Annotated in this window: 24 protein-coding genes; 17 read left to right on the forward strand and 7 right to left on the reverse strand. The window is 73.9% G+C overall.

Annotation, left to right across the window (positions count from 1 at the left end; all coding sequences use genetic code 11):
* The gene (locus tag FFT21_RS19125; RefSeq protein WP_137815277.1) at positions 1-549 is read left to right on the forward strand and encodes a DUF488 domain-containing protein; all 549 of its coding nucleotides are present in this window, start codon (positions 1-3) and stop codon (positions 547-549) included.
* A gap of 1 nt (position 550) precedes the next feature.
* Here FFT21_RS19125 and FFT21_RS19130 read toward each other — a convergent pair whose 3' ends face one another.
* A complete protein-coding gene (locus FFT21_RS19130) occupies positions 551-1615 on the reverse strand; it encodes a Gfo/Idh/MocA family protein (protein WP_137815278.1) in 1065 nt (354 codons plus the stop codon).
* Positions 1616-1670: 55 nt separating this feature from the next.
* Here FFT21_RS19130 and FFT21_RS19135 point away from each other — a divergent pair, with 55 nt between their 5' ends.
* From FFT21_RS19135 to FFT21_RS19150, 4 genes are all read left to right on the forward strand, one after another.
* Positions 1671-2912, forward strand: coding sequence for an ROK family transcriptional regulator (locus FFT21_RS19135; RefSeq protein WP_137815279.1), 1242 nt, complete (start codon positions 1671-1673; stop codon positions 2910-2912).
* A gap of 60 nt (positions 2913-2972) precedes the next feature.
* Complete coding sequence (locus tag FFT21_RS19140) at positions 2973-3764, forward strand: SAM hydrolase/SAM-dependent halogenase family protein (protein WP_307722948.1); 792 nt, start codon at positions 2973-2975, stop codon at positions 3762-3764.
* A gap of 66 nt (positions 3765-3830) precedes the next feature.
* Positions 3831-4589, forward strand: a complete 759-nt coding sequence (locus FFT21_RS19145; protein ID WP_137815281.1) for a glycoside hydrolase family 15 protein — start codon at positions 3831-3833, stop codon at positions 4587-4589.
* 31 nt (positions 4590-4620) lie between these two features.
* Entirely contained in the window at positions 4621-5103 is a 483-nt protein-coding gene (locus FFT21_RS19150; protein ID WP_137815282.1) for an Lrp/AsnC family transcriptional regulator, read from the forward strand.
* A 24-nt stretch (positions 5104-5127) separates the two neighbouring features.
* Here the strand turns inward: FFT21_RS19150 and FFT21_RS19155 are convergent, their stop codons facing one another.
* Positions 5128-6297 carry a hypothetical protein gene (locus FFT21_RS19155; protein WP_137815283.1) on the reverse strand — a complete coding sequence of 390 codons (1170 nt, stop codon included), beginning with the start codon at positions 6295-6297 and terminating at the stop codon, positions 5128-5130.
* A 109-nt stretch (positions 6298-6406) separates the two neighbouring features.
* On the opposite strand from FFT21_RS19155, the gene FFT21_RS19160 reads away from it, so the two are divergent.
* Complete coding sequence (locus FFT21_RS19160) at positions 6407-7186, forward strand: Fpg/Nei family DNA glycosylase (protein ID WP_137815284.1); 780 nt, start codon at positions 6407-6409, stop codon at positions 7184-7186.
* 10 nt (positions 7187-7196) lie between these two features.
* Here the strand turns inward: FFT21_RS19160 and FFT21_RS19165 are convergent, their stop codons facing one another.
* From FFT21_RS19165 to FFT21_RS19175, 3 genes are all read right to left on the reverse strand, one after another.
* Complete coding sequence (locus FFT21_RS19165; protein WP_137815285.1) at positions 7197-7901, reverse strand: LEA/WHy family protein; 705 nt, start codon at positions 7899-7901, stop codon at positions 7197-7199.
* A gap of 471 nt (positions 7902-8372) precedes the next feature.
* Positions 8373-9377, reverse strand: coding sequence for an SGNH/GDSL hydrolase family protein (locus tag FFT21_RS19170; RefSeq protein WP_192909635.1), 1005 nt, complete (start codon positions 9375-9377; stop codon positions 8373-8375).
* Positions 9378-9682: 305 nt separating this feature from the next.
* Positions 9683-10381: a class I SAM-dependent methyltransferase gene (locus FFT21_RS19175; RefSeq protein ID WP_137815287.1), complete on the reverse strand. Its 699-nt coding sequence runs from the start codon at positions 10379-10381 to the stop codon at positions 9683-9685.
* Positions 10382-10655: 274 nt separating this feature from the next.
* Between FFT21_RS19175 and FFT21_RS19180 the strand changes: the two genes are divergently transcribed.
* Together FFT21_RS19180 and FFT21_RS19185 are read left to right on the forward strand one after the other, a co-directional pair.
* Positions 10656-11435 carry a VOC family protein gene (locus FFT21_RS19180; protein WP_137815288.1) on the forward strand — a complete coding sequence of 260 codons (780 nt, stop codon included), beginning with the start codon at positions 10656-10658 and terminating at the stop codon, positions 11433-11435.
* A 165-nt stretch (positions 11436-11600) separates the two neighbouring features.
* On the forward strand, positions 11601-12155 hold the full coding sequence (locus FFT21_RS19185; RefSeq protein WP_137815289.1) for a DinB family protein: 555 nt from the start codon (positions 11601-11603) through the stop codon (positions 12153-12155).
* A gap of 32 nt (positions 12156-12187) precedes the next feature.
* On the opposite strand, the gene FFT21_RS19190 is transcribed toward FFT21_RS19185, so the two are convergent.
* Positions 12188-13153, reverse strand: coding sequence for a helix-turn-helix transcriptional regulator (locus tag FFT21_RS19190; RefSeq protein WP_137815290.1), 966 nt, complete (start codon positions 13151-13153; stop codon positions 12188-12190).
* Positions 13154-13264: 111 nt separating this feature from the next.
* Between FFT21_RS19190 and FFT21_RS19195 the strand changes: the two genes are divergently transcribed.
* Together FFT21_RS19195 and FFT21_RS19200 are read left to right on the forward strand one after the other, a co-directional pair.
* Positions 13265-13693, forward strand: a complete 429-nt coding sequence (locus FFT21_RS19195) for a DUF3224 domain-containing protein (protein WP_137815291.1) — start codon at positions 13265-13267, stop codon at positions 13691-13693.
* 22 nt (positions 13694-13715) lie between these two features.
* Entirely contained in the window at positions 13716-14804 is a 1089-nt protein-coding gene (locus tag FFT21_RS19200) for a DNA glycosylase AlkZ-like family protein (protein ID WP_137815292.1), read from the forward strand.
* Positions 14805-14814: 10 nt separating this feature from the next.
* On the opposite strand, the gene folP is transcribed toward FFT21_RS19200, so the two are convergent.
* Positions 14815-15681, reverse strand: a complete 867-nt coding sequence (folP, locus tag FFT21_RS19205; protein ID WP_137815293.1) for a dihydropteroate synthase — start codon at positions 15679-15681, stop codon at positions 14815-14817.
* Positions 15682-15972: 291 nt separating this feature from the next.
* Here folP and FFT21_RS19210 point away from each other — a divergent pair, with 291 nt between their 5' ends.
* The 7 genes from FFT21_RS19210 to FFT21_RS19240 all read left to right on the forward strand — a co-directional run bounded on the left by FFT21_RS19210 (position 15973) and on the right by FFT21_RS19240 (position 23462).
* Positions 15973-16815, forward strand: coding sequence for a helix-turn-helix domain-containing protein (locus FFT21_RS19210; protein ID WP_137815320.1), 843 nt, complete (start codon positions 15973-15975; stop codon positions 16813-16815).
* Positions 16816-17010: 195 nt separating this feature from the next.
* Positions 17011-17382, forward strand: coding sequence for a hypothetical protein (locus FFT21_RS19215; RefSeq protein WP_137815294.1), 372 nt, complete (start codon positions 17011-17013; stop codon positions 17380-17382).
* Between the two features lie 468 nt (positions 17383-17850).
* Positions 17851-19428, forward strand: coding sequence for a hydantoinase/oxoprolinase N-terminal domain-containing protein (locus FFT21_RS19220; RefSeq protein ID WP_137815295.1), 1578 nt, complete (start codon positions 17851-17853; stop codon positions 19426-19428).
* Positions 19425-20552, forward strand: a complete 1128-nt coding sequence (locus FFT21_RS19225; RefSeq protein WP_137815296.1) for a DUF917 domain-containing protein — start codon at positions 19425-19427, stop codon at positions 20550-20552. Before FFT21_RS19220 ends, FFT21_RS19225 begins: the two co-directional genes overlap by 4 nt.
* 85 nt (positions 20553-20637) lie before the next feature.
* Positions 20638-22245, forward strand: coding sequence for a helix-turn-helix domain-containing protein (locus FFT21_RS19230; RefSeq protein ID WP_137815297.1), 1608 nt, complete (start codon positions 20638-20640; stop codon positions 22243-22245).
* Positions 22246-22933: 688 nt separating this feature from the next.
* Positions 22934-23266 carry a hypothetical protein gene (locus FFT21_RS19235; protein WP_137815298.1) on the forward strand — a complete coding sequence of 111 codons (333 nt, stop codon included), beginning with the start codon at positions 22934-22936 and terminating at the stop codon, positions 23264-23266.
* The gene (locus FFT21_RS19240; RefSeq protein ID WP_137815299.1) at positions 23253-23462 is read left to right on the forward strand and encodes a hypothetical protein; all 210 of its coding nucleotides are present in this window, start codon (positions 23253-23255) and stop codon (positions 23460-23462) included. Before FFT21_RS19235 ends, FFT21_RS19240 begins: the two co-directional genes overlap by 14 nt.
* Positions 23463-23629 lie beyond the last annotated feature (167 nt).

Genomic DNA, 23629 nt, shown 5'->3' on the forward strand with positions numbered 1-23629 from the left:
GTGGTCACGCCGCTGCTGACGTTCGGGCACGGCACGGCCACCGCCGAGCGGATCGTCGAACTGCTCCGCGGCGCCGGCGTCGAGCAGTTGGTCGACGTGCGGACCGCGCCCGGCAGCCGGCGCAACCCGCACGTGGCCCGGACCGCGATCAGCGAGTGGCTGCCCGAGCACGGCATCGGCTACCGATGGGAGAAACGCCTCGGCGGCTTCCGCAGGGCCCGCCCGGACGCGCCGGACACCGCGCTGCGCAACCGAGCGTTCGCCGGCTACGCCGGGCACATGCGCTCCCCGGAGTTCCTCGCCGCGGTGGACGACCTGCTCGCCGAGGCCCGCCTCCGGCGCACCGCGGTGATGTGCGCCGAGTCGGTGTGGTGGCGCTGCCACCGCCGGATGATCGCCGACTTCGTGGTGCTGGCCAGGGAGACGCCCGTGCTGCACCTGGGCCACGACGGGTCGCTGGCCCGGCACGCGCCCACCGACGCGGCCCGCCGCCGCCCCGACGGCCTCCTGGTCTACGACCAGGGGCAGGACGCCCTCTTTCGAGAATGATCTAGAGTCGCACGACGGCGCCTTCGGTGGCCGAGCGGCGAGCCGCCTCCAGCACGACCAGCCCGGCGATCGCCTCGTCCGGGTCGACCGGGGGCGAACCGCCGTCCACCAAGGCGTCCCGGACGCCGGCGTAGAAGTTCTGGTACGCGCCGGGCTCGCCGGGCACCTCGCGGGTGTCCCCGGGTACGCCGAGCACGCCCCAGCACTCCCGCGGCTCCTCACCCCACCCCGGCTGTCCCGGCCGCCGACCCGCCTGAAGTGCCGCCTCCTGGCCGTCCAACCCGTGCTTGGTGTAGGCCGCCCGGTCGCCCAGCACCCGGAACCGCGGCCCGTGGTGCGCGCTCACCGAGCCCATCCACAGGTGCGAGCGCGCGCCGCCGGCGTGGGTCAGGGCGACGAACGCGTCGTCGTCCACCTCGACACCCGGCCGGCGCCGGTTTAGCTCGGCGTAGACCGAGGTGGCCGGGCCGAGCAGGTGCAGCGCCTGGTCCACCAGGTGGCTGCCCAGGTCGTACAGCACGCCGCCGGCGTCCTCCGGCGCGCCGTTCTCCCGCCAGCCGGTCCTGGGCGTGGGCACCCAGCGCTCGAACCGGGACTCCAGGCGCAGCACCCGGCCGAGGTCGCCGGCGGCCACCACGCGGCGCAGCGTCCGGAAGTCGCCGTCCCACCGGCGGTTCTGGAACACGGTGAGCAGCAGGCCCCGGCTGCGCGCCTCGGCGGCCAGCCGCCGACCCTGCTCGGCGGTGGCGGCGAACGGCTTGTCCACCACCACGGGCAGGCCGGCGGCGAGCGCGGCCCCGGTGAGCGGCACGTGGCTGCGGTTCGGCGTGGCGACCACCACGAGATCCAGGTCCGCCGCACGCTCCCACAGCCGGTCCGGATGGTCGAGTACGACCACGCCGGGATGGTCGCGGCGCGCGCGGTCGGCGCGCTCCGGGTTGCCGGTGACCACGGTGGTCAGCCGGAGCCCCGGGGTGGCGGCGATCAGTGGACCGTGGAAGACGGCGCCGGCCAGCCCGTACCCGAGCAGGCCGACGCGCAGCTCGTCGCGTGCGGTAGTAGACATGGCCGGCAAGTTACTCAACACTGTTGTCTAAATCCAGCCTGGCAGGATGATCGCGATGACCGACACCACGCCCACCACCGGGCCGAGCGGCCCGGGCGGTGCCAACCTGCGCGCGCTGCGCGACCACAACAGCGGGCTGCTGCTGGACCTGGTGCGGGACTCCGGCGAACTCAGCCGCGCGGAGCTAGCCGAGCGTTCCGGGCTGACCGCGCAGGCGGTGTCCAAGATCGTGGCGCGGCTGATCGGCGACGGTGTCCTCGCCGAGTCCGGGCGGGCGGCGCCCAGCGTCGGCAAGCCGCGCACGCTGCTCCGGCTGGTGCCGGAGGCGCGCCTGGCCCTCGGTGCCCACCTGGACCGCGACGAGCTGCGCCTGGTCCTGGTCGACCTCGCCGGCCGGATCGTCCGGAGCCGGCGGGTGCGGCTGCGTACCCCGCCGCGGCCGGCCACGGCGATCGCGCGCATCGCCGGCGAGGCCCACGACCTGGTGTCGGCCGGCGGCGTGAGCACCGACCGCGTGCTCGGCCTGGGGGTCGGCGCTCCCGGGCCGCTGGACCACCGCGCCGGCGTGGTGTCCGGGGCGACCAACCTGCCCGGTTGGCACGAGGTGCCGCTGCGGGACCGGCTCGCCGAGGCGACCGGGTTCCCGGTCGCCGTGGACAAGGACACCAACGCGGCGGTGGTGGCGGAGTGCTGGCGGCGCGGCGAGCGGTTCCGCGACGCGGTGCTGGTCTACCTGGGCACCGGCGTGGGCGCCGGCCTGGTGCTGGACGGCCGGGTGCACCGCGGCAGCAGGACCAACGCCGGGGAGTTCGGGCACACCACGCTGGTGGCGGGCGGTCCGCGGTGCGCCTGCGGCCGGCGGGGCTGCGTCGAGGCGGTGTGCGGCCCCGGTGCGGTGGTCGCCCGGCTGGCCAGGCTGCGGGGCTCCGACCCGGTGCCGCAGGCCGAGGTGCTGCGACGCTTCGCCGAGGCGTGCGCGGCGGCCCGGAACGGGGACCGCGTCGCCGGGGCCGAGCTGGTGCGGGCGGCGCGGCTGTTCGGCGTGGCTGTGGTGGACCTGGTCAACCTGCTGGACGTGGACCAGGTCGTGCTCGGCGGCCGCGCGGTGGGCCCGGCGGGGGAGCCGCTGCTGGCCGGGCTGCGGCGGGCGCTGGCCGGGCAGGCACGCCCGGTGGGGCGGGCGCCGGTCGAGGTGTCCGTCAGCGATCTCGGTGAGGACCTGGTCGCGGCGGGCGCGGCGATGCTGGTGCTGGCCGGCCTCTCCGGCCGCCGGCTGGGTGCCGCGCTCGCCGGCTGACCGCCCTCCGCCGATCGGTGGGTGGGCGTCGGCGAAACTGTCCGCATGCCGTACGAATGGATGTCGTTCACGACCGACTACGGGCTCAGCGACGGCTTCGTGGCCGCCTGCAAGGGAGTGATCGCGCGCACCGCGCCCGGTGTGCGCGTCATCGACGTGACGCACGACGTGCCGCCGCAGGACGTGCGCCGGGGGGCCGTGCTGCTCGCGCAGGTCGTGCCGTACCTGCCGGCCGCGGTGCACGTCGCGGTGGTCGACCCCGGGGTGGGTACCGACCGCCGGGGCATCGCCCTGCTGGCCCGGGACGGAGTCCTCGTCGGCCCGGACAACGGCCTGCTCACGCCGGCCGCCGAGGTGCTCGGCGGGATCGTCGCCGCGTACGAGCTGACCGTGCCCGACTACTGGCTGGCGCACGTCTCCGCCACCTTCCACGGCCGGGACATCTTCGCCCCGGTGGCGGCGAACCTGGCCAACGGCCTGGACCCGGGCCAGCTCGGCCCCGAACTCGATCCGGCCACCCTGGTCCGCCTGCCGGAGCCGCACCGCTGGGTCGAGCAGGGCCGGCTGGAGAGCGACGTGCTGGTCGTGGACCGGTTCGGCAACGTGCAGCTCGCCGCCACCGCCGGGGACGTGCACGCGGCCGGGCTGGCGCTGGGCGCCCAGCTCACCGTGCGCGCCGGCGACGCCGTGCTGCCCGCGACGCTCGGCACCACCTTCGGCGACGTGGCACCGGCCGAGGCGGTGGTGCACGTGGACTCCTCCGACCACCTCGCCGTCGCCATCAACGGCGGTTCGGCCGCCGCGCACCTGGCGGTGGTCCCCGGCACCACGGTGGTGACGCTGGAAAGCTGAGGCAACCGACCGTCCGGCGCAGCGACCACCGGCCGCCCGCCGCGTGCCTCCCGGCACGACCCGCCGTTGCCCGGCGAGCGCAACGACGACCGCGCGCGGACCGCGGGCGGCGCTCTGGTGGCCGAGGACGCGCACGCGGCCAGCGCGCTGGTCGCCGATCGCGGCTTCGACGCGACCTCTGGGCACTGGTCGCAGAACACCACGGTCGCCGGGCAGCCGTACTGGACCAGCGTGCAGCTCGACGAGACCGCCGCGCCGATGCTGCTCGCCGGGCTGCTCGACCGGCACGACCCGGCCACCCTGGACCACCTGGAGCGGGGCGCCGAGTTCCTGGTCAACTACACCAAGGACGGCCACGCCGCGCCGTACAGCGAGCAGGAGCGCTGGGAGAACCAGAGCGGCTACTCGCCGGCCACCATCGCCTCGGCGGTGGCCGGTCTGGTCACCCTGGCCGACCTGCTGAAGCGGGCCGGGGACGCCGCCACCGCCGACCGCTACCTCGCGGTGGCCGACCGGTGGCGCGGGCAGGTCGACGGGTGGACCGCCACGCACATCGGGCCGTACTCGCCGCTGCCGTACTACCTGCGGCTGACCAAGGACGGCCGGCCGGACGCCGGCACCCGGTACGCGCTCGGCGACAACAATCCGGGCACGGTGGACCGACCGCCTCGGCCACCCCGCTGGCCTGGACGCACGCCCAGTTCGTCCGGCTGGCGTGGTCCATCTCGGCGGGCCACCCGGTGGAGCGGCCGGCACCGGTCGCCTGCCGCTACCTCGGCTGCTGACGCTGTGTGCGGTCGGCCACATCCTGGTGGCGGCTTGTGAACCCGTGCACGGGCCGAGAAACATCGTTTTCATGGCGAAACACGGGCCGCCCCGGGCGCGCCGGCAGGTCGTCCTGGACGACACCGCGAGGCGGATCATCGACGAACTGCGCGCCGACGGCCGCCGCCCGTACGCGGCCATCGGCAATGCCGTGGGGCTGTCCGAGGCGGCGGTGCGGCAGCGGGTGCAGCGCCTGGTCGACTCCGGGCTGCTGCGCATCGTCGCCGTGGTCGACCAGGACCGGCTGGGTCACACCCGCAGGGCGCTGGTCGGCGTGCGGGTGGAGGGCGACGTGGACGCGGTCGCCGCCGCCCTGACCGAGTTGGACGAGGTGTCCCGGGTGCTGTTCACCACCGGGTCGTTCGACGTGCTGGCCGAGGTGGCCTGCCGGGACGACGAGCACCTGCTCGACCTGCTGGGCAAGCACATCCGCCGCCTACCGGGCGTGGTGGTCACCGAGACCTTCGTGGTGCTCGGCGAGTCCGGCCCGGGGGCACGCCATGGGCCGGCCTGACCATCGGCAGCCCGGTCCCCGCCCTCACCCGGCCCGCAACGCCAGCCGGCGTACCGCGGCGACCAGCGACCGCTCCCACACCCAGTCGCCGAGCCGGCCCGTGGTCGGCCAGTACACCGCGAACATGCGGCCGGCCCGCGGCTCGACCGGTTTGGCGACCCGGGTCTCGCACACCAGGCGGCTCGCGCCGTCGCGGGGCTCGACCCGGTAGGACACCACGAACGCGGCGTGCCGGGCGTCGTGCTGCCGGACCGTCCTGGCCGAGTCGACCGGCACGAACGGCGAGCGCAGGCTCCACAGTGGACCAACGCCGGCCTGGATGATCTCGTTGGCCGACTGCTCCAGGTACACCTCGCGGACCCGGCGCATGCCCTCGAACACCGGGGTGCGGCCGAGCGCCTCCCGGCTCGGCGCGCGCAGCCGCAGCAGCGACCCGAGCAGCGGTAGGTCGGCCAGCCGGATCTCGCGCAGCGCGGCGAACACCGTCTCCGGCGGGCGGGGGATGTCCGCGGCCACCAGCATCCGCGCGTCCCACGCCGGCATCAGCTCGTCGATGCGGGATCCGGCGACGTCCGGGTGTTCCCTGGCCCGGCGCACGGTGGCCAGCGCCTCGGCCCGCCTGCGGATGCCGACCAGCGTACGGTGCGCCAGCGGGAACTCGGCCAGCTCGAAGAACAGCACGTCGCGGACGCCGCGCAGGGTGGGCCGGTAGCGCACCCGCAGCCGGGTGACCAGCCGGGTGTGCTCGCCGTCGATCGGCGCCAGCGACCACGACCAGGTGCAGTCCCGCCGGCTCCACAGCAGCCAGTGGTCCAGTTCGAAGGCGTGCACCCGCAGCGCGGCATGCTCGATCGTCGCCTTGGACGCCGGGACCAGTTCGCCGACCCGCACCCGGCGCAGTTCCGGGATGGGATCGGCGCCGGGCGGGACGCCGGCCAGGCCGCCGTGCTCGGCGAGCCCGCCCGGCCCCCGCCCGGACTTCACGATCCACGGGTACACCTCCTCGGGCCGCGCCCCGATGCTGACCGCGCGGGTGGCGCGGAAGTGCGGCAGCGGCACGAGATCGTCGCCCGGCATCGGCTGGCGCTGCTCGAATCCGGTCGCGCCGAAGCGCAGGTGCCGGCGGCGGTACCCGGCGAAGGCGCACGCGGCCCCCGCCGCGGCCGCGACGCCGATCGCCGTGCGGCTGGCCATGGTTTCACCCTGCCCCGGCTGGTCCCGCCCCGCGGTAGGGCCGCTGGTCCGGGGCGCCCGGGCCGGATGGCGTGTTTGTCCCGGCGTGCCCGCGGTAACCCGGCGAGCGGTGCCCGAACTGCCTGACGTGGAGGGATTCCGCCGCGTGCTCGCGGAGCACGCGGTGGACGCACGCGTGCGCGGCGTCGACGTCACCGACACCGGGGTGCTGCGCGGCACCACGCCTGCCGCGCTGGACCGTGCGCTCGCCGGCCAGCGGTTCACCGAACCCCGGCGGCACGGCAAGTGGCTGCTCGCCGGCACCGGAGGTCCGACCGTGGTCATGCACTTCGGCATGACCGGCAGCCTGCTGTGGTGCGCCGGGGACGAGCCGAGGCATCCACACGACCGGGTCATCTTCCGCCTCGACCGCGGTGAGCTGCGGTTTCGCGACTCCCGCAAGCTGCAGGGCATCCGCCTGGCCGAGAACGACGACGCGGTCGACCGACTGCTCGCCGACACCGGACCGGACGCGCTGTCCATCGGTCGCGGCGAGTTCGACGCGTTGCTGACCGGTGCTCGGCGGCGGATCAAGGCGCTGCTCACCGACCAGTCCGCGCTCGCGGGGCTGGGCAACCTGCTCGCCGACGAGCTGCTCTGGCGGGTCGGCGTGCATCCCGCGCGTCCCGCGGGCGAGCTGAGCGAGGACGAGCGTGCCCGGCTCTACGACGAGATGCGCCGGGTGCTGCGGGCGGCGGTGCGCGCCGGCCGGGTGCCGCCACGCGAGGGCTGGCTGACCGGGGTGCGGGACGAGCGGGACGCACCGTGCCCCCGCTGCGGCGGTCCCCTGGAGCGCACCCGCACGGCGGGCCGGTCGACCGTGTGGTGCCCGCGCTGCCAGCCCCGCTGAACGGGAGGACCTACCGGTGCGGCGGGGGATCAGCCGGTGCCGGTGACGCCGGAGTGATCGACGGTGGGAGGCTCGTCGGCGACGCCGGCACGCCGGCCGGCGGGGAGGCGGCCGTCCCGGTCGCGCCCGGCGCACCGGGACGGCCGGACTGGAGACCGGGCTTGCCGCTGCCGGTGTAGGAGAGCGGGTAGTTGGCGCCCTCGCAGTCCTTCGGGGTGTTCGGCGACATCCGCACGTTCAGCGTGGTGTCGGTCTGCCCGTGCGCCGGCACGCTGACCGGGGTCTGCAAGGGTGTCACGGTCACGGCATCGGCCGAGCACCGCGCCATCGGCTTGCCCGACCGATCGACCGGCTGGCCGACCGTGGCGGACAGCGAGGAGACCTCGATCGGCACGTCGTTCGGGTTGGTCAGGCGCACCCACTGGCGCTGCGTGCTGCCGGGCCGGAGGTTCAGCACGCGTCCCGGCGTGTCGCTCACCGTGAAGCTGACCGCGGCGCTGGCGGTGCCGGTCCCGCCGCCGGTGGCCGCTCCGGCGGGCGCCGCGCTGGTGTCCCGGTCCGCGCTCCCCGCCCCGCCGTCGGCGCCGTTCGTGGCCCCGTTGTCGACCACGATCGGTGCCACGTCGCCCGGCGGCACCAGCAGCGAGGCGGTGAGCACGCCGCTGCATATGGCAATGGCCGCGAGGGCAAGCGTGGTTAGGCGGATCCGGGACATCGAACGCTCCTCACCCCTCGCAGGAACGGCCGCGCCTGCCCGCCTTCGCGGGTCGTCTGTGGCTTCCCTCTGGTGCTTTCCACGGCTCCTCGCGGCCGTGCCGTGGGACAGTTTGTTGATGCGCCGCCGGTCACGCGCCGGGCGGGAGGCCCGAAACTCCGGGGCTACCTGCCGTTGCGCGTAGCGCCTTGGCCGTGCTACGGGCACCCGCCGAGTGCTACTCGATCAGCCGACTGGCCGAAGGACGGGCCTCGCTACTACTCACAGTGGGCGTTCGGCTGCCGTTAACCGTCATGCTGACCGTCTTCATTCAAAGTCTGCATTCAGGGTGTCACCGAAGTCCACGGTTTCGTCGCATTGTCTCCTCGCGGTTGTCCGGCGCGTCGCCCGCCCCGCTGTCGCCCGATTCGTCGCCCCGCCGGTCGGACGGTGGACGACCCGCCATGGTTCCGCATCTCCCCGGTTCCGCGTTCAGCAGCGGTTCAGAATGTTCAGCACGGCGGCGAACTCGACGGCGTTGCCCGCGTCGGTCGGGTGAATCCGGTCCGGGTTGAGCAGGTGTGTGTCGGCATCGGCGGAGTAGTTCGGCGGGAAGAACTGCCGCAGGTCGATCCAGCCGGCGTGGTACTTCACCACCAGCCGGTGCATGGCCGCGGCGTACTCGTCCCAGGAGTGCACCGCGGTCGGCGAGTGGCGCGGATCGAACGGCCAGATCGTCTCGTAGACCAGCGTGGAGCGCGGCGAGACGGACCAGATCGCACGGGTGAGCCGGTCCAGGTCCGCCTGGTACCGGGCGGGGTCGCGGTCCATGTAGTAGTCGTTGCCGCCGATCTCGATCAGCACCAGGGACGGCTGCCGCCGGCCGATGTCCCGCACCGCTCCGGTGGTCTGCGGCCAGCGGCCACCCGGCAGGAAGTCCGACACCATCGCGCCGTCGTGCGCGTAGTTGACGATCCGGGTGTGCGGCTTGGCCCGGCGCAGCGCCGCCACCCAGGCGTTCTTCGGGTCCACCACGCCGTATCCGGTGGAACCGGAGTCGCCGATAACGGCCATCGACGACTTGTCCCGGCACCAGGTCAGCGGCGAGCGCGGGGCGGTGGACGATGCGGAGGCCGGCGAGGTCAGCGCGGTACCGCCGAGCGCGGCGACCGCCACGATCATCGGCGTGGCATTGGTCCACGCGCGGCGCGGCGGGACGAGGCGGACGCCGCCAAGGCTCGGCACCCGGCGCGGCCACCGCGGCACCCCAGACGGGGGCCAACGCCGCAGCGCTCGCCGCACCAGCGCGGCGGCATCCCGCGGTGCTGCGATGCGCCCGGCCCGCGAGGCCTCGTCCGCCAGCAGCGGCAGGTACCTGTCCGGCATGCGCTGCAGGGCGGGCAGGTGGTGGCCGGTCAGCATACGGCCGGGCCACGACGCCGCGAGGACGCGCAGCAGATCGGCAAGGTCGCCGGCCGGGCCGCTCAGCCGTCTCACGGCAAGCCTGCTCACCCGCGGTACGAGGAAGAGGAAGTCGTTCGGCCGTCTGACGACGAAGTCGCTCGGCCGTCTCAGGCCAAAGCTACGGAGAGTGGCGATGACAGCCGCGCATTTCCGGCGCACGGCGGACGATTCGGCACGGCCTTTCACCCGTCCGGACAGCCCCATGCTCGCTTCCGATCTCCCCGCGTTGCCTGATCGCCCGAACAGGTTAGAGGGTGGGCGTGGCATGCCGTGCGCGGCACGATCAATTCGTCTCGCGGCTCACGGTGCGGATGGTCGTGGCCGGTTCGAGCCGGGGCTCATCCCAGGTTGAAGAAGATCATCGGGTTGTCCCGGCTGGTGCGCACCGGTTCGCCGAGACCGATCTCCCGCTTCAGTTCGCCGAGCCGCCGGTAGACCTCCGGGGCCCGCGCCGCCGACGCGGTGAAGTAGGGGATGTTCTGGCGGGCCAGCCACCGCAGGACCACCGCGCCCTCGGTGAACGGCAGCGCCCAGCGCCCGTGGAAGACGTCGTGCACGCTCACCGGAATCCCGGCCGGCATCGCCGGGAACAGGTTCTCGATGTACCAGCGGGCGAAGCGCGCGCTGTGCGCCGCGTCGATGAACAGGTAACCGGTGTCCCTCGGCACCACGTCGAGCCTGGTCCGGACGTCGCCCTGGGTGAACGTCCAGCGGTCGGCGGCGAGTTCGGCGGGCACGTTGCGCACCACGTTGTCGACGATGTCGAACGAGTACAGGTGGCCGGTCCCGTTGTCCCGCAACGCGCGCAGAATCCAGGTGGTGGACCAACCGTGGAAGGTGCCGATTTCCACCACGGTTTCCGGCCGGTGCTCGCGCAGTAGCAGGTAGGTGATCTCGGCCTCGAGGTCGTCCAGTTGCGGCGTCACCGTCTCGCTGTTCCGCCGCAGGAAGGCGCGCTGGGCGTCGCGCACCTCGGCCAGCGCGGAACCGTACTTCTGGTAGAGCTGCGAGACGTACTCGAGGTCGATCGCGGTCATCAATTTCTCCCCTGGCGTTCCGGACCGCGCGACGCTACCACGGGCGATCAGCGCGCACGGTTGATCACGCTGCGTGCCGAATCCTCGGCGGCGGGGCCGATCGGCCGTGCCATGAGTCCGTAAGCGCGCGGGTCCAAGGGCCCACCATTGCCCGCGCGTGACGTGAATTGTCGGCCCCCGGGGCTAGCGTCGGCACCGACCAGCGCTGGACCGCCCGGCGAGCCTCGCGTCAGGCCGGCCCGGTGCCCGTCCTCGAACCAGTGTGGAGGCAGCGATGGTGACTCGGGACAGCGCTTGGCCCGGCGGCGTGCCGTGCTGGGTGGATCTTGGCGTCGACGACCTCGATCGGGCCAGAGCCTTCTATGGCGAACTGCTGGGCTGGGAGGCGCCGCCCGGTTCGCCGGAGACGGGCGGATACTCGATCTGTCTCAAGAACGGCCGCGCCGTCGCCGGGATCGGCCCCAAGCAGGGTCCGCCGGACGTGCCCCCGGCGTGGACCACATACCTGTCCGTGGCCGACGCCGACGAGACGGCCCGCAAGATCAGCGCAGCCGGTGGGAAGCTGCTGGTGGAGCCCGGCGACGTGATGGACGCCGGCCGGCTGGCCATCGCGGCCGACCCGGGCGGCGCGGTCTTCGGCATCTGGCAGTCCCGCGCGCACACCGGCATCGGGTTGGCCAACGAGCCGGGCGCGCTGTGCTGGAACGAGAACATGAGCCGGGACTACGAGGCCAACCTGGCCTTCTACCGCTCCGTGTTCGGCTACGACTACGACGACATGAGCGCGAACGGCTTCCGGTACTCGGTGTTCAAGGTGGACGGAAACCCCGCGGGCGGCATCGGGGAGCTCGGCGCGGACTTCCCGGCCGACATTCCGCCGCACTGGATGGCGTACTTCGCGGTGGCGGACACCGACGCCGCCGTCGCCAAGGTGACCGAATTGGGCGGCGGCGTGCTGCGAACACCGTGGGACACCCCGTACGGGCGAATGGCCATCCTTGGCGACAGCCAGGGCGCGGTGTTCGCCGTGATCGCCATGCCGGCCGGCGGCTGAGATCCGCGCGGGCGCCACGGGGTCGGGGCGGCGCCGCGCCCGGCCCCCTGGCGCCCCGGCGAATCGGGCCGGAAAGCCGGGCCCGGATCGCGGACCGGATCCGGGTGCGGGTTCTTGCTGAGATCGCGGACCGGAACTGACCGCGATTGTTCCTAGGGTGCCGCCATGGAATTCAACCGGCACATCGTCGACCAACTCGACTGGCACTGGCGGCACCAGCTGCGGAAGCGGCTGGACGGCCTGACCGACGAGGAGTACTTCTGGGAGCCCGTCAGGGATTGCTGGAACGTGCGGCCCCGCGGGGAGAGCACCGCGCCGATCGCGGCCGGCTCGGGCGCGTTCACCATCGACTTCGCCGCACCGGAACCCGATCCGGCGCCGGTGACCACCATCGCGTGGCGGCTCGGGCATATCATCGTCGGCGTCCTGGGCATGCGGGTGGCCAACCACTTCGGCGGCCCGCCCGTCGACTACCAGACCTTCGACTACCCGGGCACCGCCGCCGAGGCGCTGGCACTGCTCGACCGGGGGTACGCGGCCTGGATCGGCGGCGTGCGTGGGCTGGGTGAGGAGGGGCTCGCCCGGCCGTGCGGACCTGCGGAGGGGCCCTACGCGGACCTCCCGATGGCCGCGCTGGTCCTGCACATCCACCGAGAGGTGATCCACCACGGCGCCGAGATAGCCCTGCTGCGGGACCTGTACCTGCACCGCGACCGCTGATATGAGGGTGAGTCCCGGCGGGTCGTCGGGACTCACCCGTGGTAGCGGCGGAGAAGTTCCTCGGCGGCCCGCCGGACGCGGTCGCGCAGCTGGGGCGGCCGCAACACCTCGACGTCCGGCCCGAAGCGCAGCAACTCGCCGGTCGCATGCTCCAGCGACTCGATCGGCAGCGTGGTCCGTACCCAACCGTCCCGGTCCGGGGTGGACGCCCGCCGCGCACCCGCCTCCGCCACGACCGGGCCGAGCAGGAACAGCAGCCGGCGCGCCCGCGGTGACAGGCGCACCTCGGCCTCACCGCGGAACAGCCGCGCCTGCAGCGCCTCCTCCCGCCGCGCCCAGAACTCCGCCAGCACGAAGCCCTCCGGCCGCCGGAACGTCTCGTCCAGCGGCCGGCAGGCGTGGATGCGGGACACCCGGTACATCCTCGGGTTGGCGGCGCCGGCGATCAGGTACCAGACGCCGCTCTTGAGCACCAGGCCGAGCGGCTCCAGCGTGCGGTCCACCACGCTGCGATCCCACCGCTGGTAGCGCACCTCGATGCGGTGCTCGTCCCACACCGCCCTGGCGACCGCCGCGAGCCACGGCACCGAGTCCGCCTCCCGGAACCAGGCCAGCGGGTCGAGTAGGAACCGCTCGCGCACCCGTCCGGCCCGGATGCGCAGTACGGCCGGCAGCGCGGCGGACAGCTTGAGCTGCGCGGCGGCGAGCACCTCGCCGAGCCCCAGTTCGGTCGCGGCCGCCGGCATGCCCGCGAACAGCAGCGACCGCGCCTCGTCCTCGGTGAGCCCGGTCAACCGGGTGCGGTAGCCCTCGAGCAACTGGTAGCCGCCGGCCGAGCCGCGCTCCGCGTACACCGGCACGCCGGCCGAGGACAGCGATTCCACGTCCCGGTACACGGTGCGCACCGACACGCCCAGCTCGCGGGCGATCTCGCCGGCCGTCATCCGGCCGCGCGTCTGCAGCAGCAACAGCAGCGACAGCAGGCGAGAGGCGCGCATGGCAGGAAGTATCCGCGCATACCTGACAGCAGGTGGCAGATATTGGCGGAAGGCTGTCCGCCAGCCGGCGCGCGACGGGCACGCCGGCCCGAGCCAGGGAGCCGACCGACCATGACCGAGCCGATGCCCACCTCAACACCTGGCGCCACGTCCACAGCGAAGGCGAGGTTCGACATCGTCAGCTGGGATGAGGAGCCCTACGACGAGACCGGGCCCAAGCTGGTCCGCGGCCGGGTCCGCTGCCGCTACACCGGCGACATGGCGGGAGAATCCACCTGGGAGGCGCTGATGGCGTACGGCACCGACGGCACGGCGAGCTACGTCGCCCTGGAGCGGTTCACCGGCACGGTGGCCGGCCGCTCCGGCAGCGTGGTGCTGCGCCAGACCGGCATGTTCGACGGGGCGGTGGCCCACACGGCGTGGGCCGTGCTGCCCGGCACCGGCACCGGTGAGCTGAGCGGCCTTCGCGGCGAGGGCGGATACTCCGCCGGCGAGGGCCGGCACGTTTCGGAGGTCGTCCTCCACTGCTTCTTCGCATGAGCGAGCCAACGGGACGGATCGGATGAAGGTCACCCGCCAGCAGGTGCTGGCCTACCGGATCGCCGAGCACGGGTTGCACCGCGCCGCGCGCGACGAGAGCGAGTTGGCGCTGTTCGATCTCGGGGTACAGGACACCTCCAACGCCACCGCCCGGCTCGCGCTCGCCGCCCGGCTGCCCCGCCCGGCGGGTGACCTCGCCGGATTCACCCTGATCTGGTCCTACCGCGGCGCCCCGCACCTGCACCGCGGCGCCGACCTGCCGGCGCTCGCCGAGGCGCTGTGGCCCGGGTCCGAGTCGGACGCCTGGGCGCGGCTGGCGTGGCGCGCCGACCGCGGCATCCCGGCGCTCGAGGCGTACGCGGTGACCGCTCGCGCGCTGCGCGAGGCCGTGCCGCGGACCATGGGCAAGGGGGCCGCCAGCGCCGCGCTGACCGCCGCCATCCCACCCGGCCTCTCCCAGTGGTGCCGCGGCTGCCAGGCGACGCACGTGTCCGAGCAGCTCATGCGATTGGCCGTGCTACCCGCCGGCATCCGGCTGGAGACGGATCGCTACCCGGCCACGCTGAGCCCGATCGAGCCGTGGCCGGGCATCCCCGAGCGCACCCGCGGCGTGGACCGGGTGATCACCACGTACCTGCGCTTCTTCGGCCCCGCGACGCCGGGCGAGGTGGCCGGTTTCCTGGGCACCACGCGGAAGTCCGTGCTGCCGTACTGGCCGGACGATCTGTCCGAAGTGGACGTCGAGGGCCGAACCTGCTGGCTGCCGGAGGACCGGCTCGACCTGCTCCGCGATCCGCCGGCACCGCCGCCGGTGCGGCTGCTGCCGGCCCTGGACCCGTACCTGCAGGCCCGGGACCGGGATCTGCTTGTCCCGGACAAGGCGGCGCAGAAGGCGCTGTGGCGGATCCTGGGCAACCCCGGTGCGCTGCTGGTGGACGGCGAGGTAGCCGGCGTGTGGCGGGCCAGGACCGCCAGGACCAGGATCGAGATCACGGTGCAGCCGTTCGCGCCGCTGGACCCGGAGACCAGGGCGGAGGTCGAGGCGGAGGCCACCACGATCGGCGCGGTGCGCGGAGCCGGCTCGGTGGCCGTGCGGTTCGCCACCGGGTGAGCCCTCGGGTTCAGACCAGCCCGCGGAGCACGCCGGACGGGGGCCGGGAGCCCTGGATGCTGGCCACCATGTCCAGCACCCGGCGAGTCCGCGCCACGTCGTGGGCGCGGAACACCGCGGCGCCCTGCCAGGCGGCCACCGCGGTGGCGGCCAGGGTGGCGTCCACCCGCTCGCTGATCCGCGCGCCGAGCGTCTCACCGACGAAGTCCTTGTTGGACAGTGCCATCAGCACCGGCCAACCGGTTTCGGCCAACTCGCCGACCCGGCGGACGAGTTCCAGGCTGTGCCAGGTGTTCTTGCCGAAGTCGTGGGTGGGGTCGATGAGCACCCCCTCGCGCGGCACGCCGAGCGCGACCACCTCCTCGGCCCGCCGGGTCAGTTCCGCCCGCACCTCGGCCAGCACGTCCACGTAGCGGACCCGGTACGGCCGGCCGCGGGGCGGGCTGCCGCCGGTGTGCGAGCACACGTACCCGGCGCCGAACTCGGCGGCCACCTCGGCGAGTTTCGGGTCGGCGCCCTGCCAGGCGTCGTTCAGCAGGTCCGCGCCCGCCGGGCAGGCCTCCCTGCCGACCTGGTGCCGCCAGGTGTCCACGCTGATCACCAGCTCCGGGTGGTGCTCCCGGACGGCGGCCACGAGCGGCACCACCCGCCGGGTCTCCTCGGCGACGTCCACCTCGGGTCCGGCGCCGGCCTTCACCCCGCCGATGTCCACGATGTCCGCGCCGGCCGCCACCGCGATCCGCACCGCCCGCAGCGCCAGTTCGAAGGAGAACGTGGCGCCCTGGTCGTAGAACGAGTCCGGGGTGCGGTTGACGATCGCCATCACCAGCGGCCGGTCGCGGACGACCCGCCGGCCGCGGAAGGTCAGCTCGACCATGTGCACCGCTTCCCCGCCCGGTCCTCACCCGTCGCCTGGTCCCGGACCGCGCACGGCGGCGGGTCACGCGCCGCGCCCGTCACCCGGCCATCCGCCGTGCCTGGCGGCGAGCCACCGCGTCGTAGCCAGGCTACCGCCGCGTTCGGCCAGGTGACGCGGTCTCGCCGCCCCCGGATCCGCGGACCGGGAGCCCCGGCCATGACCTCGCGGGTAATGGCGGCCGTCCGGCGGCTCGCCTAGCGTCCGAGTGTGGACGGGGTGCGGGTGGATGCGCCGAGCGGCGGGCAGCGGATGGCGACGGGAGCGCCGCCGGACCGGCGGTCCGTCGGGCACCTGCTGCGCGAGTGGCGCAACCGCCGCCGGCTCAGCCAGCTCGACCTGGCCATCCAGGCCGAGATCTCCACCAGACACCTGAGCTTCGTGGAGACCGGGCGGTCCCGGCCGACCCGGGAGATGATCCTGCGCCTCGCCGAGAGCCTGGACGTGCCGCTGCGGGAGCGGAACCGGCTGCTGCTCGCCGGTGGCTACGCGCCCGTCTACCCGGAGCATCCCCTGGACGCGCCGGAGATGAGCGCGGTGCGTACCGCGCTGCGCCAGGTGCTCACCGGGCACGAGCCGTACCCCGCCGCGGTGGTGGACCGGGACTGGCACCTGGTGGACGCCAACACCAGCATCGAGTTGTTCACCGCGAGCGCCGCCGACGAACTGCTCGCGCCACCCGTCAACGTGCTGCGGATCGCGTTGCACCCCAACGGGATGGCGCCGCACATCGTCAACCTCGGCGAGTGGCGTGCTCACCTGCTCGGCCGGCTGCGCCGCCAGGCCGCCGTCACCGCCGACCCCGGGCTCGCCGAGCTTCACCGGGAACTCCGGGCTTACCCCTGCGACCAGCCGGAACCGGAGCTGGAGCTACCCGGGCCGGCCGACGTGGTCGTGCCGCTGCGATACCGGTACCGGGGGACGGAACTCTCCTTCCTGAGCACCATGGCGGTGTTCGGAACACCGCTGGACGTGACCGTGGCCGAACTCGCGATCGAGTCCTTCTTCCCCGCCGACCCGGACACCGCGGCCGCGCTACGCGAGATGCCGGCGGCCGGCGACGGGCAGCCGGTCAGGAGTCGGTACGCCCAGTAACGGGTACGCCCGGGGTGACCGATACAGCGGGTGCAGAGGGGGACCCAGCACAACGGCACATCGGTGGCCGGCCGGGAGTCCGAGATCCGGGCGGCGGTGGTTACGGGCCGTCACGTCCGGCCCGTGCCACGCCGGGCGGCGAGTGCCCGTCGCGGGCGACGTGCCGGTCACCGTCGTGGCGAGGAGGGGATAGTGGTGTTGCGACTGGTGGGGCACGACGATCCGCGCGTGGTCGCGGTGAGCCGGGCGCTGCGACCGCAGGCGTGGCGTTCCTTCACCCCCGAGACGGTCGCCCGGCACGCGCTCGGCGCGCTCGACCATCACCGCGTGATGGAACTGCTCGGCACCGTGCCCGGGGTGCGGACCGAGGACGTTTCGGCCGCCACGCCGGCGGATCGGGACGACGAGCGCGTGCCGATGCTGGTCGAGTTCCTGGCCACCTGCCACTGGCGGACGTTCACCGTGGTCGGCGTGAGCCGGCATCTGGTGAGCGTGCTGGACACCTGCTGGCGGGAACGGGAGTGGCTCGACCTGGAGGCCCACTGGCTGCGCGACAGCGACCGCTGACCGCGCCTGCCCCGTAGCGCCGGATCCGCCGCGGTTCGGCCGTGATCGACCTTCCGCCGACGATCAGCCGCGCTCGCCGCTTTCTGAAACCCTTTGCCGTTCGGCTGTTGTGACCCCCTTCCCGACCGTTCGTCGGGCGTCACCGCGCACCGCCGCCCCACCGGTGTGCGGATTGCCACGTTTCCGGCGGGTAACCGTGCGATCTGCCTATGGGACCGAGTGCGCACGGGTCACTACGGTATGGACTCGTCCCGGACTGCCCACCTGGCGCCCGCGTGGGCGCCGGCCACCCTGGGGGTGTGGCTGGCGGTGATCGCCCGCGACGCCCACGTGCCGCCGACCGGGCCCGCCCTGCCCCATGACCGTGCCCCATGATCTGCTCGATGACGCGACCCGACGTGGCCCGGGTGCGTGCGGCACGCCCCGGCGACGCGCTCGCGGTCGCGCAACCGGCGGAGGAGCTTCCCCATGCGCATCGGCATCGACGTCGGCGGCACCAACACCGACGCCGTCCTGATGGACGGTGCGCGGGTGCTCGCCACCGTCAAGAGCGTCACCACCGAGGACGTCACCTCCGGCATCGTGGCCGCCCTCCACGACCTGCGCGCCCGGTCGCACCTCGATCCGGCGGACGTGCGGGCGGTGATGATCGGCACCACGCACTTCATCAACGCGCTGGTCGAGGCGAACCGGCTGGCGCCGACCGCGGCGCTGCGGTTGGGCCTGCCCGCGACCGAGGCGCTGCCACCGATGGTCGACTGGCCGCGGTCACTGGTCGACGCCGTCGGTGGGCACCGGTACCTGTGCCACGGCGGCTTCGAGTTCGACGGGCATACCATCGCCGACCTCGACGAGGCGGAGATCCGGCGGGCGGTGCGCGACATGCTCGATCGTGGCGTGCGGAGCGTGGCCATCTCGTCGGTGTTCTCCCCGGTCAGCGCGGAGCACGAGACCCGGGCCGCGGAACTGGTGGCCGCCGAGGCGCCGCACCTGGCCGTCAGCCTGTCGCACGAGATCGGCCGGCTCGGCCTCCTGCAACGGGAGAACGCCACGATCATCAACGCCGCACTCCGCGAGATGGCGGCGCAGATCGTGGACGGGCTGGCCGCCGCGGTATGGGCGGCCGGCATCCATGCGCCGCTGTACCTCAGCCAGAACGACGGCACGCTGATGGAGACCGAGTACGCCCGGCGCTACCCGGTGGCCACCTTCGCCTCCGGCCCGACCAACTCGATGCGTGGCGCGGCGTTCCTGTCCGGGCTGGCCGACTGCGCGGTGGTCGACGTCGGCGGCACGACCACCGACGTCGGCGTGCTGCAGCGCGGCTTTCCGCGCGAGGCCGCGACCGAGGTGGTGGTCGCCGGGGTGCGCACCAACTTCCGCATGCCCGACGTGGTGTCCATCGGTCTCGGCGGCGGCTCGCTGGTGCGCGAACTCGACTCCGGTGGTGTCGCGGTCGGCCCCGACAGCGTCGGCTACCGGCTGACCAGGGACGCGCTGGTCTTCGGCGGCGACACGCTCACCGCCACGGACGTCGCGGTCGCGGCGCGCGTCCTCGACCTCGGCGACCGCGACCGGGTGCGGCGCCTCTCCCGGCGGTTCGTCGCCGACGCGCTGGACACGATCGCCGCGAAGATCACCGACGTGATCGACCGCATGCGCACCTCGCCCGAGCGGCCGCCGGTGGTGGTGGTCGGCGGCGCGGGGGTACTGGTCCCGGACCGGCTGGAGGGCGTCGAGACGGTACACCGCGCCGAGCACTACGCGGTGGCCAACGCGATCGGCGCGGCCATCGCCCAGGTCGGCGGGGAGGTCGACCGCATCTACCCGATCGAGCCCGGGCGCCGGGACGCCGTGCTGGACGCGGCCAAGCAGGAGGCCGTGGACCGGGCCGTCGCCGCCGGCGCCGACCCGGACCGGGTGGAGATCGTCGACGTGGACGAGGTGCCCATCGCCTACCTGCCCGGCAACGCCACCCGCATCCGGGTCAAGGCGGTCGGCGACCTGTTGCTCACCGGGCCGCGAGCCGGGAACGTGGCGCGGTGAGCGGCGCCGCCGAGTCCACTGCGGAGTCCTTTGTGGACCGCCTGGCGGGGGACGACGTCGAGGCGCTGGAGCGGGGCGCCAGCCTGCTCGGCTCCGGGGGCGGCGGCCACCCGAGGCTCGGTGCGCTGTGGCTGAACCGGGAACTCGCCGGCGGCGCGGAGGTGCGCGTGGTGGGGGTGGACTCGCTGACCGGCTGGGTGCTGCCCGTCGCGGCGGCCGGGTCCACCGCGTCGGTGGCGGTGGAGAAGCTGTCCGCCGGTGACGAGCTGCGCCGGTGCGTCGAGGTGGCCGAGCAGCACCTGGGCATCGAGGTGGACACCATCGGCGTGCTGGCGATCGGCGGCGGCAATGCGCTGTTCCCGTTCATCGCGGCCGCGCAGACCGGGAAACCCGTGCCGGACGCCGACCTGACGGGCCGGGCGTTCTCCGGCCTGGAGCAGACCGTGGTCGGCTGTGGACCGGAGTTCACCGGGACCTGGGTGTCCGCCGAGGCGCACGGCGCCGCGATGGTGATCGACGGCGCCGGTCCTCCGGCGGCGGAGCGGGTCATGCGGGGTGCGCTGGCCGGCCTGGGCGGCTGGGCCGCGCTGGCCTACCCGCCGCTGCCCGCGGACACCTTCCGCCGGTTGGCGCTGGCCGGCACGGTGAGCCACGCTCTCCGGCTCGGCCACCAGCACCGGCAGGCGGCGCAGGCGGCCGAGGACGGTGCCACGCTGGCGCGCCGGCTGGGCGGCGAGCACCTCGGCCGCGGCACGGTGCTGGAGGTGCACCGCGGTTCCGGCGGGAAGTACGCCGGCGGCAGCGTGGCCATGCGGTCCCCGGACGGCGATGGTCTGTTCCGGGTGGAGATGGGGGACGAGTACACGATGGTGCTCCGGGACGGGGAGGTCGTGGCGACCACACCGGACGTGATCTGCCTGCTGGACACGCACCGGCGGCAGGTGATCCCCACCGGGCAGGTGCGCCGCGGTCACGAGGTGGACATCCTGCTCCTCCCGGTTCCCGACCGGCTGTGGCATGCCGACGTGCTGCCGCGGCTCGCGCCCCGGGCGTACGGCCTGGACGCCGACCCCGTCCGGTACCGGGCGGGTGGGCCGGTGCCGGCGCCCGGCGGCGGGAGTTGACCGCCGGGTGGCGGGATCTCGCTAACGTGAGCGCGCGGATATACCCGGGAGAGTGACCCCGCCCCGGGGTGGAGAGGTTGGCGCGGTGAAGGAGCCGACGAAGCAGCAGCCCGGCGAGCAGCCGCCCGAGCCGGTCACGCTGCGCCAGCTCGTCGGGCATCCGGTGCTGGCCGGCGCCGAGCACGCCGGCGGCGCGTCCCTGGACCGGCAGGTTCGCCGGGTCAGCGTGCGAGCCGGGGTGGACCCGGCCGGGCTGGGCAGCGGTGATCTGATCGTGGTGAGCGGGGCGGTGGACGCCAGCGGCTGGCAGGTGGAGGCTGGCATCCGGCGGTGCGCGCTGGCCGGGATCGCCGGGCTGGTGCTGCCCGTGCGGGACCGTGGACCGCTGGCCACCACCGTGCTGCTGGCCGAGCGACTCAACCTGCCGCTCGTGCTGCTGCCCGCCGACGCCAGCCCGAACGACGTGGCGCTGCGGCTGGCGCAGCTGGTCGCCACCCCGGAGGTGGTGCGCTCGGAGCAGGTGCTGCGGTTCGTCCGCCGGATCCGTGGCCAGGTGGACAGCCTGGAGGCGGTGACCACCGCGGTCGCCGAGGTGATCCACGCTCCGGTCAGCGCGCTCGGCCCGGACGGCGCTCTGGTGCATGGCCGGCACGGCCCGGCCTCCTTCCGGCGCGACCTCAACCTTCCCCAGGTGGTCGTCGAGGGTGAGTTCACCCACGTGATCCAGCCGGTCAGCGTCGGGTCGGCGCCGCTGTGGCTGGTCGCCGCGCTGAGGCTGCCCGCGCCGGCGCAGGTGGAGGTGGCTCAGGCGGTGCTGGCCACCGCGGAGCCGTGGGCGATGTCCTGGCTGGCCACTCGGCGGCTGGCCGCCGAGCGGGACGCCAGGGCGCGCACCACGCTGCTCGCCGACCTGCTGCGGCTGCGGGAGGACGCCGGGACGGTCACCCGGCACCGCGCGGCGATCCTCGGCTGGCGGCTGGACGGTTGGCACACCGCCGCCTACCTGCGCCGGCTCAACGAGCCGCCGACCGACAACCTCACCGACCGCGACGAGATCGCGCGCGCCCTCGCCCAGGCCGGCATCGACGGCCCGCTGGTCGAGCAGTCCGACGGCTGGGTCGCCTGGCAGACCGTGCGCGACGAGCCGTCACCGCAGGAGGTGAAGGTCGTGCTCGAGGCGGTGCGCCGGACGCTGGCGCTGCTTGGCTCGCGGATCGAGCTGGCCGCCGGGGTGGGGCGGCTGCACCCCGGCATCGGCGGCTTGGCACGCACCGTGGACGAGGCCCGCGAGGCGGCGCTGTCCATCGACCCCACCTCGGTGGACGTCAGCCAGGACCCGGCCGCACGCGTCGCGCACATCGACGCGCTGGGAGTGGGCCGCCTGGTGCGTGCGTGGACGCGGTCCCGGTCCGCGCGGGCACTGGCCAACACCCTGCTCGCGCCCCTGGCCGACCAGGAGACCCTGCTCGCCACGCTGGACGTGTACCTGGAACACGAGTCCTCGGTGGTGGCCACGGCCGCCGCGCTCGGCCTGCACCGCAACACGGTGTCCGACCGGATCGCCCGCACCCAGCGCATCCTCGGCGTGGACCTGCGCGACCCGGACGACCGGCTCGCCGTCGAACTCGCCTGCCGGGCCCTACGCCCCAACGTGCGGCGCACGAGTAGCAAATCGCAAATTGCAAATAGCTGATTGCCCGGCAATGTCGGGTGCCCGATGCCTTGCCGAAGCGCGCCGAACTCGCCTGCCCTCTTCTGCCCTCTTCTGCGCTCTTCTGAAGCCTTCTGAAGCTTTCTGAACTCGCGCCGGCCCGACCCGAGCCGTCCATCGGGGCAAACCGCTGAATTTTCAACCGTTCCGGCGGATAATCGGGTTGCCGAAGGGGTTCGTGCTGGCCCGGGCTGCGGCCGCGCGATGTGGGTGTGCGATGTGCCTGCCTCATCTGGTCCCGCCGTGCAAATGGCCCATGGACCGCATGTGCGTGCGTGGCTACCGTGTGCGGTGCTCGACCGAGGCTTCGGTCGTCGCGCCGGGATATCGGTACGCGGTCGTTGCCGAGGCGGTGGGTGAACGCGGTAGTAAGGGGAACGCGCGAATGGCCGCACCTCTGGAAAAGCCGATTGCCTGCCCACGATGTGGCACTGGAACGGAATAATCGCGGGACGTCGGGAATGTTGTCGCATCGCGCCGCGCCGCGTCTTGGCGGTTTCCGCCGGGCAACCGGAGCACCCGGGCCGGGCGCCGGCCCGGTCACGCGCCCCCTCGCGCCGGTGACGCGGGCATGGACGCCGCAGAGCGATCGCGCAACGCCCCCGCCGCACCCCGCGGCCTTGCGACCGCGCCGGGTAGCTCACCGTGTACCAGGAGGAGGCGTGACCACATGGTGGTAGGCAGGCCCGACCAACCCGGCGAGCACGTCCGGCTCGAGCGGTCTTCGGGCCGTGATCGAGCCACGGTCGACCCGTTCGGCCTCGAAACCTGCTATGAGGTCCCGGCCCGCGACAGGTTCGGGCGGCCGCACAAGCTCCGGCTGTGGCCGGAGCGCGGCACGATCGCGCTCGACTGCGCCCCGGCGGACGGTCCGCTGTACGTCGACGTCGCGCATGCCGGTGAACTGCGGAGTTTCCTGAGCGCGAGCGCCTACCGTGCGGCGCTCCTCGCGGGCGAGTCGAACCTGCGCGAAGCGGACGGAGCCGCTGATGACTGCGCGTGACCCGCTGTCCGCGACCGTGTGGGCGCAGGTGGCCGGCACCATGCTCGGTGAGGCGTGCGCCAGCGACGGCATCAGGGTGCCGGGCGACGAACTGCACCGCTGGGCGGGCGCGCTGGGCACCATCGCGGTGGCCGTGTCCCGCTACGTCTCGCGTACCGAAGACGTTCCGAGCCAGCGGAACCCTGCGGACCACTAGCTCGCACCGAGGGTCAGCCCTCCGCCGGCGCCGCGCGGCGCGGATCGGACGGCGACGGTCGTCGGGCGGGAGGCCGACGAACGGACGTGGTCGGCGGGCCGCGCGTGCTGGTACCTCTCGACGGGGCCAGGGAAATCGGCGGCAAGCCAGGAGACGTCTCCGTCTCG

The organism is Gandjariella thermophila, from assembly GCF_005405885.1.
Taxonomy (GTDB): Bacteria; Actinomycetota; Actinomycetes; order Mycobacteriales; family Pseudonocardiaceae; genus Gandjariella; species Gandjariella thermophila.

Excerpts from the sequence above, each read along its gene's own strand:
- FFT21_RS19165 (WP_137815285.1), bottom strand. The coding sequence starts at position 7,901 with ATGTCCCGGATCCGCCTAACCACGCTTGCCCTCGCGGCCATTGCCATA.
- FFT21_RS19155 (WP_137815283.1), bottom strand. The coding sequence starts at position 6,297 with ATGGCCAGCCGCACGGCGATCGGCGTCGCGGCCGCGGCGGGGGCCGCG.
- FFT21_RS19130 (WP_137815278.1), bottom strand. The coding sequence starts at position 1,615 with ATGTCTACTACCGCACGCGACGAGCTGCGCGTCGGCCTGCTCGGGTAC.
- FFT21_RS19235 (WP_137815298.1), top strand. The coding sequence starts at position 22,934 with ATGGTGGTAGGCAGGCCCGACCAACCCGGCGAGCACGTCCGGCTCGAG.
- FFT21_RS19150 (WP_137815282.1), top strand. The coding sequence starts at position 4,621 with ATGGCGAAACACGGGCCGCCCCGGGCGCGCCGGCAGGTCGTCCTGGAC.
- FFT21_RS19190 (WP_137815290.1), bottom strand. The coding sequence starts at position 13,153 with ATGCGCGCCTCTCGCCTGCTGTCGCTGCTGTTGCTGCTGCAGACGCGC.
- FFT21_RS19175 (WP_137815287.1), bottom strand. The coding sequence starts at position 10,381 with ATGACCGCGATCGACCTCGAGTACGTCTCGCAGCTCTACCAGAAGTAC.
- FFT21_RS19200 (WP_137815292.1), top strand. The coding sequence starts at position 13,716 with ATGAAGGTCACCCGCCAGCAGGTGCTGGCCTACCGGATCGCCGAGCAC.
- FFT21_RS19135 (WP_137815279.1), top strand. The coding sequence starts at position 1,671 with ATGACCGACACCACGCCCACCACCGGGCCGAGCGGCCCGGGCGGTGCC.
- FFT21_RS19220 (WP_137815295.1), top strand. The coding sequence starts at position 17,851 with ATGCGCATCGGCATCGACGTCGGCGGCACCAACACCGACGCCGTCCTG.
- folP (WP_137815293.1), bottom strand. The coding sequence starts at position 15,681 with ATGGTCGAGCTGACCTTCCGCGGCCGGCGGGTCGTCCGCGACCGGCCG.
- FFT21_RS19240 (WP_137815299.1), top strand. The coding sequence starts at position 23,253 with ATGACTGCGCGTGACCCGCTGTCCGCGACCGTGTGGGCGCAGGTGGCC.
- FFT21_RS19180 (WP_137815288.1), top strand. The coding sequence starts at position 10,656 with ATGGTGACTCGGGACAGCGCTTGGCCCGGCGGCGTGCCGTGCTGGGTG.
- FFT21_RS19140 (WP_307722948.1), top strand. The coding sequence starts at position 2,973 with ATGTCGTTCACGACCGACTACGGGCTCAGCGACGGCTTCGTGGCCGCC.
- FFT21_RS19210 (WP_137815320.1), top strand. The coding sequence starts at position 15,973 with ATGGCGACGGGAGCGCCGCCGGACCGGCGGTCCGTCGGGCACCTGCTG.
- FFT21_RS19195 (WP_137815291.1), top strand. The coding sequence starts at position 13,265 with ATGACCGAGCCGATGCCCACCTCAACACCTGGCGCCACGTCCACAGCG.
- FFT21_RS19185 (WP_137815289.1), top strand. The coding sequence starts at position 11,601 with ATGGAATTCAACCGGCACATCGTCGACCAACTCGACTGGCACTGGCGG.